At 57.6% G+C, this 12,422-nt stretch carries 11 protein-coding genes; all 11 read right to left on the reverse strand.

Annotated features, from left to right (window positions below):
* Nucleotides 1–4: 4 nt before the first annotated feature.
* Nucleotides 5–1,168 (reverse strand): ArgE/DapE family deacylase, encoded by a 1,164-nt coding sequence (locus NST23_RS20100; RefSeq protein WP_242774910.1) that lies wholly within the window; start codon nt 1,166–1,168, stop codon nt 5–7.
* A gap of 16 nt (nt 1,169–1,184) precedes the next feature.
* Nucleotides 1,185–2,426, reverse strand: coding sequence for a diaminopropionate ammonia-lyase (dpaL, locus tag NST23_RS20105; protein WP_173596875.1), 1,242 nt, complete (start codon nt 2,424–2,426; stop codon nt 1,185–1,187).
* A gap of 439 nt (nt 2,427–2,865) precedes the next feature.
* Nucleotides 2,866–3,747 carry a putative RNA methyltransferase gene (locus NST23_RS20110; RefSeq protein ID WP_340964440.1) on the reverse strand — a complete coding sequence of 294 codons (882 nt, stop codon included), beginning with the start codon at nt 3,745–3,747 and terminating at the stop codon, nt 2,866–2,868.
* Nucleotides 3,748–3,987: 240 nt separating this feature from the next.
* Nucleotides 3,988–4,971: an ATP-grasp domain-containing protein gene (locus NST23_RS20115; protein WP_340964442.1), complete on the reverse strand. Its 984-nt coding sequence runs from the start codon at nt 4,969–4,971 to the stop codon at nt 3,988–3,990.
* Nucleotides 4,968–6,251 carry a diaminopimelate decarboxylase gene (locus NST23_RS20120; protein WP_340964446.1) on the reverse strand — a complete coding sequence of 428 codons (1,284 nt, stop codon included), beginning with the start codon at nt 6,249–6,251 and terminating at the stop codon, nt 4,968–4,970. Before NST23_RS20120 ends, NST23_RS20115 begins: the two co-directional genes overlap by 4 nt.
* Entirely contained in the window at nt 6,238–7,416 is a 1,179-nt protein-coding gene (locus tag NST23_RS20125; protein WP_173599115.1) for a DegT/DnrJ/EryC1/StrS family aminotransferase, read from the reverse strand. The genes NST23_RS20120 and NST23_RS20125 overlap by 14 nt, the downstream gene beginning before the upstream one ends.
* A 2-nt stretch (nt 7,417–7,418) precedes the next feature.
* Entirely contained in the window at nt 7,419–8,447 is a 1,029-nt protein-coding gene (locus NST23_RS20130) for a GNAT family N-acetyltransferase (protein WP_173599114.1), read from the reverse strand.
* The gene (locus tag NST23_RS20135) at nt 8,416–9,063 is read right to left on the reverse strand and encodes a sugar transferase (RefSeq protein ID WP_122963958.1); all 648 of its coding nucleotides are present in this window, start codon (nt 9,061–9,063) and stop codon (nt 8,416–8,418) included. The genes NST23_RS20130 and NST23_RS20135 overlap by 32 nt, the downstream gene beginning before the upstream one ends.
* Nucleotides 9,047–10,072, reverse strand: a complete 1,026-nt coding sequence (locus tag NST23_RS20140; RefSeq protein ID WP_309538772.1) for a polysaccharide deacetylase family protein — start codon at nt 10,070–10,072, stop codon at nt 9,047–9,049. The genes NST23_RS20135 and NST23_RS20140 overlap by 17 nt, the downstream gene beginning before the upstream one ends.
* Complete coding sequence (locus NST23_RS20145; protein WP_173596868.1) at nt 10,026–11,252, reverse strand: glycosyltransferase family 4 protein; 1,227 nt, start codon at nt 11,250–11,252, stop codon at nt 10,026–10,028. The genes NST23_RS20140 and NST23_RS20145 overlap by 47 nt, the downstream gene beginning before the upstream one ends.
* Nucleotides 11,221–12,420, reverse strand: a complete 1,200-nt coding sequence (locus NST23_RS20150) for an O-antigen ligase family protein (RefSeq protein WP_173596867.1) — start codon at nt 12,418–12,420, stop codon at nt 11,221–11,223. The genes NST23_RS20145 and NST23_RS20150 overlap by 32 nt, the downstream gene beginning before the upstream one ends.
* Nucleotides 12,421–12,422: the final 2 nt, after the last annotated feature.

Below are 12,422 nucleotides of genomic sequence, written 5' to 3' on the forward strand. Positions count from 1 at the left end.
CTGTCTACTCCTGGCAAAACTCGCAAATGGTTTGGGCCAAAATATAGCTCATGTCCACGAGGCTATCCACCTCGACGTATTCCACTGCCGAATGCAGTCCCGCTCCCACCGGGCCGAACAGGACGGTCGGAATCCCCGCTCCTTGCAGCAGCGCGGCGTCTGTCCAGCCGGAAAAGCCGCAAATGCCGGGCGCTGCCCCCAGCCGCTTTTCGCAAGCCGCTTGCAGGGCGAGAAAAATCGGCTCGGCCAGTGCCACCTCAAACGGCTCGCGCCAAAACGTCAGCTCGGCACTCGCGCGGAATGCCGCGTCCTCTGCCCGCAGCTTCGCAAGCAACGATTCGATTTCCAGAGCCACTTGTTCTTGCGTCTCGTTCGGCACCGTTCTGCGCTCCCAGTCGATCCGGCAATAGTCGGGATACGTAGACAGTTCTGTTCCGCCTTGAATCAGCGACGCGTGAACAGATGGCGTCCCGAGAATCGGGTGCGGCGGCTCTTGCGCCAGCTTTTCCGACAAGCTTTCCAGCTCGCGCAGCACCCTGCCCGCGTGAACGATCGCATCGATTCCTTCTTGTGGCCTGCTGCCGTGCGCCGCCTTGCCGAACACCTCGCACTTGACCCAGACAAAGCCTCTGTGCACAACGCCGATTTGCAAATCAGACGGCTCGCAGCAGATCGCGGCATCTGCGGAATAGTCTTGCACCAATGCTTCCGTCCCGATGCTCTTGTACTCCTCGTCGGCGACAAACGCCAGGATCACATCGCCCGCAAGCGGAACTTTCGCCTGGGCAACCGCTTCGACTGCCGCCAGCATCGCCCCGAGACTGCCTTTCATATCCTGGCTGCCTCTGCCGAAAATTTTGCCGTCGGTTACAGTCGGTTCAAAAGGCGGGATCGACATGCGCTTGGCGCTCACCGTGTCCATGTGCCCGTTCAGCATGAGCGACTTGCCGTTTCCACTCCCGCGCAAAATCCCGATGACGTTGCACGCCGTCTCGTTGATCGGAATGACGGCTACCTCAAGCCCGATTGACTTGAGCTTTTCAGCAATAAACGCAGCAATCCCGGCTTCTCCTGCTCCATCCGCGTCCAGGTACGGATTGACCGAATCGATGCGAATCAACTCTTGCACAAGTTGAACGAGTCTTTCCCGGTCGATCGTGACATTCATCGTCGCTTCCTCCTTTTTACTTGTCGTCAGACGAACACGCGCCCTCCCAAACAATGCGCCGATAAGAATCCTGGTCCGTATCTCCTTCGGTGCTGAAGCACAAGACGACCGACTCTTCGTTTAGCCCCAGTTGCTTGGCAAGTCCTCTATACTCCGGCTTGTTCATTAGCGCAGCCAACAGCCCTACTCCAACAGCACCGCTTTCGCCACTGATGACTTGCGGGTCGCCTGCTTTTGGCGCAGCCAGCATCCTCATCCCGTTTGCCGCGATGAAATCAGGGCAGCTGACAAAGAAGTCGGCATGGTCGCGCAAAATTTCCCAGGCAACCGGATTCGGCTCGCCACAAGCGAGTCCGGCCATAATCGTCGCCAGCTCCCCGTGCGCCACTTGCGGCTCTCCGTCCGCTGCTTCGGCAGACAAGACCATGCAATTCGCCGCATGCGGCTCGACGATGACGCTGACCAGCTCCTCCCCGCCAGCTTCTGCGACGAAGTGTCCCAGCACAGCCGCCGCCATCGAGCCAACGCCCGCCTGCAAAAACAAGTGCGTCGGCTTTTTGTCCGGCAAAAGGGCCGCCAGCTGCTCGCGCGCTTCTGCCGCCATCGTCGCATAGCCTTGCATGATCCAGCCCGGAATCGTCGTGTAGCCTTCCCAGGCCGTGTCTTGCACCACCTGCCAGCCGCGCTCCCTGGCTACTTTTTCCGAAAGGCGGACAGCCTCGTCGTAGTTGCCATTGATGACATGCGCCTGTGCCCCCAGCGAGCGGATCGCTTCCACCCGTTCTGCTGTCGAGCCTTTTGGCAAATAGACAACCGCGCGTTGCCCCAGCTCCCGTGCCGCCCAGGCAACTGCCCGGCCGTGATTGCCGTCGGTCGCGGTGACAAAGGTCACTTCTCCGATCTGTCTTCTCGCCTCTTCCTCGCCGAGAGCAGCGAAGCTCATCCCCTCGGGCGTGTGCCCCAGCTTTGCATACAAATACCGGGCCATCGCATAAGACGCGCCCAACACTTTGAAAGCGTTCAGCCCAAAGCGCAGCGATTCGTCCTTCACCAGCAAATGCCCAACTCCCAGCTCGCGGGCGAGTTGCGGCAGCGGGACGAGCGGCGTCGGAGCATAGACGGGACAAGACGCGTGAAAGTCGCGCGCAGGCTGTGTTTCCTCTGCGGACAAAAAGACAGGGATTGCCTGGCGCTCGGCTTGCGAGCCGCGCTGCTTTTTCGTGTTTGCCACTGTTCGTATCGTTTTTTCTGCTGACATCGGCAGTTTCCTCCTTTTGCTGGCTTTTGCCACTCTGGTTGACTATTTGAATTGCAAGGAATGTGCCAAGGCGGTTGAAGGCATGAGGATAGGCAGCCCGGCGATTTGCTCATCCCGTTCCGTTCCTTCTGGACAGAATATCCATATCAAAATGAGATGACAGAAGGATCATTTTGAGACTTTTTGTATCAAATTGAGACTATCGCATAAAAAACTTGGCTGCGCCAATGGTTGTGACAGAACCTTTCGCTGGCTGATATCCGCCCTTTGCATTTGCGCGATACGAATTTCCATCCCGGTTTCTTTAGCAAAAAAACGCCGCCCGCACCTTCACTCCCAAAGGAATGAAACGGCACAGGCGGCGCTCTCCGTCATTCTGTTTTGCCTAAAAAGGCGCGCTACTGCTGCAAGCTATCCGCGGCGCGCGCGGCCCCCTCACTCATTTTCTTCCAACAAGAACCGTAAACTCGCCGGAAATCTCTCCGCCCTCCAGCTCATGCGCCTGTGCCAACTGCTGCGGTGCGGCCCCCCACGTCAGCGGCGTCATCTGGACCAGCGCGGCCAGGCTCGGCTGGTCCAGCCGAAACGAATACGCCACCCGCTCGCAGTCGATCAGCGAAAAGCTGGCGGCGAAGCGCTGGATCGTCGCTGCATTGGAATACACCTGCTTTACAGGCTGGGCATAAAGGCGCTCGCGCAGTTCCAGCAAATATCGCTCGCCCGGCACGACCTTGATGACGAACCCGTCTTTTTTCAGCATTCGCGCAAACTCCCGCGTATTGGACGGCGACAGCACGTTGAGGATGGCCGCAAAGCGATTGTCGGCAAACGGAGCATTCGCCAGATCGCCGACGCACCAGATCAGCTCGGGGTGCGCCTTGGCTGCGAGGGCGATGCCCGCTTTGGACAGATCGACACCCGCGCCGACGACATCGACTGACTGTCGCGCTATCACCTCTTCGCGAATGCGGGCCAGGTGCGAACCTTCGCCGCACCCGGCATCCAGCACGTACAGCGGCTCGCCGCTGGTCGCTGCGTACTCCGCCAGCTTTTGACTGACAGCAGCGTGCAGCGGAGAAAAAAAGCCTTGCTCGCAAATCGTTCTTCTCGCCAAAAACATTTCTTGCTCGTACTTCGATCGGTAGCCCGCATTCGCCAGGTGCACATAGCCGTGTCTCGACACATCAAAGCAATGGCGGTTGGCGCATACAAGGCTGGCTGTATGGATGAGCGTCAGCGTCCCGTGGCAAACCGGGCATCTAAGCATCCCGCTATGCCGGGCCAGCAGTTCGGCCTGCCGCTCTTTTTTGGTTGGAAGCATAAAAAAGCACCCCATTCATTCGAAATCGGTGAATGAAAAAAGGCACAGTCAAATAAACCCCGGCTCTCCTTTTGAAAAAACGAGCGGGATCAGGCTAGACTGTACCTTTTCTTACCGATAACGCATGAATTGGGGACTCATAGTCATAGCGGACGACACTCCTGTCAAAATGCTCACGGGGGGCATTTCTCCCCCGTACCTTGCATTGTACAACAGATCGCCCAAGACCGCCGCGCTTTTTTACATCTCCTCCCCCGCCAGCCGACTGCTGTGGACGAGCATGACCTGATCGTATTTCAGCATGATCGTCCCTGCTTCGTAGTCGCCTACATTCGGCTTGCTCGCCTCTTTGCGCAAATTGCGGAACAGAGCAGCGACGGCGTTCACGCCGCTTTCGTGTGCATGAGGATAGCCGCCGCCAAACCGCGGATTGATCTCGGAGATCACGTACTGGTCCCCGAGCAAAAAGCAGTCGATGTCGAACGGTCCGCGAAGCGGCAAGACAGAGACGAGCGACGCGGCCAGCGACGTCAGCCGCTCGTCCCGGATCGCCAGCGAGCGGTCTGTCTCGCCAGCACGCATGCGAATTTTTTTGCGCGTAAAAAGCGTCGTCAGTTCACCCGTGACGAGATCGGCGTAGCCGTCCACGCCGTATTCCTCCGCCTGCAAAAACGGCTGGACAATCAGCTCCTCTGTCTTTTGCGCGAGTGCGGCAAGCTCCGCCCCGCTCTCGATACGGACCAGGCCCAGGCTGGCGCTGCCTTTGCGCGGCTTCGCCAATAGCGGATAGGCAAGCTCTCCGCAGGCAAGCGCCGCTCGCGCCTCTTCCAGCGTGTAAGTAGGAACGCACGGCAGCCCGTGGTCGCGCAAAAAATCGCAGGTCGCCTTTTTATCGAGGCACAAGTCCACCACGTCCGTCCGAGAGACGACGGCCTGCACGCCAAGCCGCGAAAATTGCTCGGCATGGGCGGCGAGCACGCCAAGCTCGGGATCGATCAAGGAAAGCACCGCCCTGATGTCATAGCGCAGGCAAATTTGCTCCAATGCCTGTACGTAATCCGGGTCGTCGATGCGCGGGACGATCTGCCTGTGATGGGCGGCGAACAGCGCGGGAGCCGTAGGATCGCAGTCCACCGCGATAATTTTGCCGGCACTGCCCCACTCTTGGACGAAATACTCGATCAGCTTGACCCTGCGGCCTACGCTCGTCATGAGCACATTCATTGGGCGTATCCTCCTGTTTTGCCAGCCTGACCAGCCGGAAATTCATAGAGCGACTCCGGGAAAAACTCCGCCAGCGTCTCTTTGCGCCTGGCGACGACGACATCGCCGCCTGCGATAGCCAGGACAGGCGGCCGCTCGCGAATAAACGGCGGATTGAACACGAGCGTGTACGCCCCCGTGTGCCCGAACACGAGAAAATCTCCCGGTTCCGGCACTTTGCCGCGAAAGCCTTGCAGCAAATAGTCTTTTTCCATGCACGTATAGCCTACGACATGGTACGTCCCTTCCCTTGCCTCGTTGCTCTGTGTCACGACGGTGGCGGGAAGCCGATGTGCGTGCATGGTCGGCTTGATATTGTGGACACTGCCGTCTACAAGCACAAAGCGATCGTTGCGGTTCACCTTGACATCCACGACCTGGCAGACGAACTCGACCGCATCGGCCACAAGCGAGATGCCCGGTTCCAGAATCAACTGCGGCAAGCGTGCCGCCTCCGCCAGTTCGTCCTTGAGTACAGAAGTGATCGCCGCAGCGTAATCGTCAAAGCTCGGAACGCCGACCATCCCGAACGTGGCGGGCAGCTCGCCGTAAAATCCGCCCCCGATGTCGATAAATTCAAGCCGCTCTCCGAGATGCGCTTTGCCCAGTCGGCACAGCTCGCGGGCAATTTGCCGATACACCCCCACGCTGCGGTTCGTGGAAAAATGCCCGTGCAAGCCCGTGACCCGCACATTCGGCACAGCAGACAACAGCGCCAGCGCTTGGGCAAAGCTGCCGTTTTCCACGCAAAAGCCAAAGCGGCTCACTTCATAGCCGTTTTGCAGCGGACTGACGCCGCCGCGCGTCAAATCGAAATTGACGCGCAAGCCGACGCGGACCGTCTGTTCAGGGTGCTGTCTTGCGTAGGTGAGCACAGGGGCAATCTCCGAAAACGAATCCAGATTGACCAGGCTGCCCAGCTCCAAAGCCAGCTGAATATCTTCTGCCGTTTTCAGCGGGCCGTTGAAAACGATGGCAGCAGGCTCGACACCAAGCTTCCGGGCGAGATCGTACTCCAGCCTGGACACGACCTCCGCCTGCGCCCCGAGCTGGTGCAAAGATTGGCAGACATACGGCACGTAGTTCGTCTTGTACGAGTAGGCAACGCTCACCTGCTCATAGCGACTGGCAAACGCTTCGTAAAACCGTCGGTAGTTGTCGCGGAGCCTGGCCGTATCCAGCAGGAAAAACGAAGATTGACAAAGCTTTCGCCACTCGGCAAGCTGCTCATAAGTGTACATGACCGACCTCCTTCGCGCGTCCCGACAGGCAACTCCTGATCACGGAAATGACCCGCTCCTGCTGTTCGTCGCCCAGACTGGAGCCGGAAGGAAGGCAGATGCCACGCGCGTACAGCTCGTCAGACACGCTGTACCCCAGCTCGTGCGGGTAGTAGCGGCACCCTGCAAACAGCGGCTGGCGGTGCATCGGCTTCCACACGGGCCGCGCCTCGATGTTTGCCTTTTCCAATGCATCAATCAGTTGCGTTGCGGTAATTCCGGCCTGCTCGGGGTCAACCGTCAGCGCCGTCAGCCAGCGCGTCGCTCTCCCTGTCGGAGATTCCGGCATGAAGGTGATGCCAGCATACGGCTGAAGCGCCGCTGCATAGCGTTGATAGATTCGCCTTCTCGCCGCCACCCGCTCCTCCAGCACGCGCAATTGCCCTCTGCCGACAGCCGCCAGCAAATTGCTCAACCGATAGTTGTAGCCCATCTGCACATGTTCATAATGGCGTTCCCGCTCGCGGGCCTGCATCGCCCAAAACCGCGCTCGCTCCAAAGCTTCGAGATCGTCCGAGACGAGCATGCCCCCGCCGGAGGTCGTAATGATTTTGTTGCCGTTGAACGAAAAAATGCCGAAATGCCCCAAGGAGCCGCTCATTCTCCCTTTGTAGTCGGCGCCGAGCGACTCTGCCGCGTCTTCCACGACCGCGACCTTGTATTGCTCGCACAGCGCAATGAGCGGCCCCATGTCGGCGCTTTGCCCGTACAAGTGAACGATGACGACAGCCTTGGGCAATTGCCCTAGCTCGTTTGCTTCTCGCAGCGCTCTCGCAAGCGCCGCCTCCGACATGTTCCAGGTCGCTTCATCGGAATCGATAAAGACGGGAGTGGCTCCCAAGTACAAGATCGGATTGGCGCTCGCCACAAAAGTCAAACTGGAGCAAAACACGAGATCGCCCGGCCCGACCCCGGCCAAGCGCAGCCCCAGATGGATAGCCGCCGTGCCTGACGAGACGGCAAGCGCTCCTTTTGTCCCGACATACCGGGCGACTTCGTGCTCAAACGCATCGACATGCTCCCCGAGCGGCGCAATCCAGTTGGAGGCGAAGGCGTGGGCAACAAGCTCCTGTTCCTCTGTTCCCATGTGCGGCGGCGACAAAAAAATGCGCGATTGTTCCCCCATATTCATTTCCCCCATGCGCGGTAGGCGGGAAAAAAAGTCGAACTTCCCGCGTCATCCGCCCGATTTTGTTCGCATAGCACCTGGTACACCTCTTCGTCGTGCACACGCTTGCCCATCCAGTAAGGATAAGGCGCATCTTTTGTAAACGATGCCTTGAAGCGAAACAGACCGTCTTGCTCCTGATTTCCTCCCCCGAGCAGCAAGTAATCCAGTCCGTCCTCCTTCGCCAGCGAAATCATCGCATCGAACAGCAAATGATTGATCCCGAGCGGCATGTCCTCCGTGTGCGATGCTCCCAGATGGAAATGGGCATAACGGCTGCCGCACAGCATGATCGCGCCCGCTACCGCGATGTCATCGTGAATCGCCAGCAACAGTCGCGGCTTGCACAGCGCCGTTTCCTGCAACAGTCCGGCAAAAAACGGATTGTCATAATAATAGGAAGCGCCAGCGTGATTGCGCTCCATCGTCTCGCGATACAACGAAATGAAAGCCGCGAGGTCATGATTGCTTTTTCCTTCCACTATTCTCACCGCATGGTCTTTGGCCTTTTTCATATTGCGCCTGACATTTTGACTGTACTGCGCCTGAATCTGGGCGAGCGAGGGCCGCACATCGACAGCAATCGTTTCGCGCACGAGATCAAGCTGCATCTGATCGCGAAACAGTTCGGCGTTGTTCAAAAGCGGGTGAAAACGCACCGTTTCTGTTACGTACTTTTTGCTCTGGCAATAGGCGTGAAACTGCGCGGAAAACGACTGGACCACGCTTTGCTTGGAACACAGCGACGGGCCGCCGTACCCGATCGATACGATATCCGAATAGCCCGGGAGGAACGAGTCGAGGGAGCGCACCACATACGGATAAAAAATCCGCTCCTCTCCCGCGGAGAAGAACACCGCTTCCGGCACTCCCCCTTCTCGCTCGGCATACAGGCTTACGTACTCTTTTGTGTAGGAAATGTCCAAATGCGCCACCTCGCGCATACAGCACGTCCAGTCATCCTGATTCGTAAGCACGATCAAACTCACGCAAGTCCCTCCTAGCCTGCTCTGCCTGTTTGCTTCCCGTGAATTTTTCCATCGTGACGCAGCCTTCGTGACTGATTCCGGTTTTTTGCAAGACCCGCTTGACGGTCAACAGCAATATTTTCATGTCGAGGAGAAAGCTGCGATTTTCCACGTACCAGACATCCAGTTCGAATTTTTGCTCCCATGTAATCGCGTTTCGTCCGTTGACTTGCGCCCATCCGGTAATGCCCGGCAGCACATCGTGCCGTTTCATTTGCCGGGGGGTATACAGCGGGAGATACTCCATGAGCAGCGGCCTCGGCCCGACGAGACTCAGCTCGCCCTTCAACACATTCCACAACTGCGGCAGCTCATCCAAGCTGTATTTCCTGAGCATCATGCCGAATGGCGTCAGCCTCTGGGCGTCTGATAGCAACTCGCCGGACGTGTCCCGCTGGTCGGTCATCGTGCGAAATTTATAGATGAAAAAGGGCTTTCCGTAGCGGCCCGGGCGCTCCTGGACGAAAAAGACCGGGGCACCGAGCTTGCAGCGAATCAACACGGACAACACGAGCAGCAGAGGCGAAACCGCGATTAACAGCGACAAAGCGACCAGCCGATCAAACAAAAGCTTCATGCCGCCCCTCCTTTTGCTTGTTCCAGCCCGCTGCCGCCTCCTCCATGCTGAGACTCTGCATCCCGTACTGGCGGCGCAAATCGGCAAAATAAGCGAGAAGCCGCTCCAGAAAACGCACATTTTCCGCCGGATAGCTGCCGAAGTTTTCCGGGTGCCACCACAAGTGATACAGTCGCTGATGTTTCGCGGCAAACAGCAAGTCGCGCCTGAGCCGTGCATACCGAAGCTCTTCCAGCCAGCGAAGCTTGGGCGAATAAGGCCGCAAAAAACGGCTGGAAGGGACGTTGACAAGCCCTTCCCGACTCGTGAACAGCTTGTCGTAAGCGTGATGTCCGCTCAAATTGACGTACGAGTCGGCAAGCCGCAAAGCCCGTTTGAACAGCGAGTCTTCCGCTCCCGGCCCGGCGCGGTACATCCACGCTGGCTCGTTTCCGCGGTACGAAGTGAAGCCGTGCTTTTTGCAGAGCGCCAAATAGGCAGGCTGGAGCTGATTGCGCGGAAAAACGATGCTCGTCGGGGAATGTCCTTTCTTGCGCGCCACTTTTTTGCAGGCGGCCAAATCTGCTGCAAACGTCTGGGCGGTCTGTCCCGGCTCCAGGCAATAGTAGTGGGAGTGCGTGTGGCTGCCGATAAACTGGTGCGGGTAGGAGGAGATCAGTCGAATGAGGGACGGAGCGTAGTGATACGGATCGGCCTGCTCGCGTTCTCCCACTGTTCCCGACTGCAAGTAACGGTAGGGCGACAAGTTGGCGTCTGCATAGTCTGGCAACAGTCCGGGAAGCGTGCTCATCAGTTCCTCGCGCGACTCGCAGAACAAAAAGCCGACCGTCGCCCAGGTAGCGTGAATCTCGTATTTTTGAAAAAGCTCCAAAATGGCGGGAATGACCTGGCGAGTTCCGTGCAAATTTTCCTGGCAGGAAGACAGCGCTCTTTTGTCGCGCACGCCCCAGTACAGTTCAAAATCAAGGGATATGACCAACGCTCCTGTTGTGCCCAATCCGTTCGTCAACCTCCTTTTCCGTGCGCGGCGGCTTTGTTTTGACGGCGATCAAGTCGGCGAACAGGCGGGCTTGCCTGTCGAGGACATGTCGCTCGTTGAAATGCTCCTCCGCAAGGTAGCGGCTGTTTTGTCCGTACGCTTCGCGAAGCCTGGCGTCCAAAGCGAGCTTTTTCAAAGCCTTGTACAAATATTCGCTATGCTTCGGCTCTACCAAAAGTCCATTCACGCCGTCCGTCACTTCTTCCCGGCAGCCGCGAATGTTCGTGGCGACGATCGGCTTGCCCATCGCCATCGCTTCGATGATCGACCGGGGCAAGCCTTCGCGGTGGGAAGGCAGGACGAAGATGTCGCTTGCCGCAAGCAACTGCGGGATGTCCGAGCGAAATCCGGTCAGGACGATTTGCGGATGCGACAGGCAAAGCTGCTGCAAATCTTGTCCGCGCTGGTCCCGCTCGCTCGCCAATACTTCCCCCACCAGCAAAAGACGCACGCGCGACGATTCTCTCGCCAGCCTGTGAAACGCCTCCAGCAGCTCGAATATCCCTTTTTCGCTCACCATCCGGCCCACGTACGCGATGACCAGCTCTTCCTGGCCGATGCCGAGAGCAGCGCGCACTTGCGCAGCCTCCTCGCTCGTGACTGCCTGCGGATGGAAGCGGCGTTCCACATCCACCCCGTTTCCGAGGTGCACGATCCGCTCCGGAGGGGCAAAACCTTCCTGCACGCTCAATTCGTAATCCTCCCTGCTTTGCAAGAGCAAGTAGTCTGTCAGGTGCTTGGCGAACCACTTTTCCAGCCCGTAGTAAAACTGGTACTCGCCCCTGCTCATTCCGTCGTGGAAGTAATAGCCGTGCGCCGTATAAATGACCGGACGGACGCCCGCGAGCTTCGCTGCCACCCGCCCGAGAACCGCGGCTATCGGCGTGTGAACGTGCACCGCATCGTACTGCTCCTGCTTCATCAGCCGGTACAGGGCGTGGATGGAACGGCAATTGGAGACGGGGGCGATTTTACGTTTGATCGGGATATGCCAAAGGACGTGGCCCATAGCCCGCAGCGACGCGAACCGTCCGGTATCCGTGCAAGCGGTATGCACTTCGTGGCCTTCGTCCGTCAGCTTTTCGATCAGCGGCAGCAGCAAGCTTTCCACTGATCGGTCAATTGCGCAAATTTGCAAGATTTTTCCCATGCAGGTCACCGCCATTTTTGATTGAGCCAAGACTCAGTCCGGCTGTCACACAATAGAGCGCCAGCAAGATCCAGAAAAACGTTTCGCGGATGCCGTTGTGCGTCAAGCCGTACACAATTTGAAAAAAGAGCGGATACCAGGAGTACAGCCGATGCCCTCTCACGCCAGCGTACAAAAGCAGCAAAAACAGCAGCGTGCCCACAATGCCGTACGAAAAGAACAGATTGGCAATCGTCGAGTGCAGTTCGAGCGTAATCGTGCTCTCAAACCGCTCATACTGCCCTTCTCCGGCACCGAAAAACACGTACTGCGGATGATTGGCGATCCTGTCGTAGCCTCTGGATGCCAAATTGTCGTCCGAGTCCTCCCCCAATGTTTCCATCCGCTCTTTTACTTGTGTGTAAATGGTCGCATCGTGCAATACGTTTTCATTCGTGTACAGCGATACGCAAAACAGCAGAAAAAAGAGAGCGAGCACACACACCACGTTTTGCCAAAAAAGCCCTGTCCGCTCTTTTGACGAGACGAACAGAAACACAAGGTACATCAGCACGGCACTCAAGATCGCTGCTTTGGACAACGAGGCGGCAATCACGCTCAGCGAGCAGCCGATGACGAGAAACAGGTAGAGCGATTTGACAGGAAAAAAGCGGGCGCAAAACAGGCAAATCCCGAGACAAAGCAAGCCGTAGTAGCCGAGCTGATTCGGGTTGTTGAAAAACAGCGCCTGACGGAAGTCGTGCTCCCCCGGGGCAAGTCCAAAGAGCAGCGCAAGTGTCTGCACAGCAAGCGAACAGGCGACGGCCCAAAACAGCCATTTCGCATAGCCGCGGGGATCACGCTGGCCCAGCACGATGATGGTCAGCATGACCGCTCCGTTGTACAAATACCATTTCGTCGACTCAAACACTTCCATGACGCCGCCCAAAGCGATCGCCCAAATCCCGTTCACCAGCAAAATATCGTATAAAAATAACAGCGTAATCACGACGAAAAAACGGTATTTGCGTTCCAGCCATTTCAGCTGAAACAAAAACGTATACGCGATGAGAAGCATCATGACAAAATCGGCAATTTGCGGATTTCCGCTCGGGAAGAAGTAGAAGGGCTTCAGCAGTACGTAGAGAAACAGCAGAACTTTGTCCAGCGAGAGCTTTGCTTTAGCCATCG

The sequence above is a fragment of the Brevibacillus sp. FSL K6-0770 genome, from assembly GCF_038000275.1.
Classification (GTDB): Bacteria; Bacillota; Bacilli; order Brevibacillales; family Brevibacillaceae; genus Brevibacillus; species Brevibacillus parabrevis.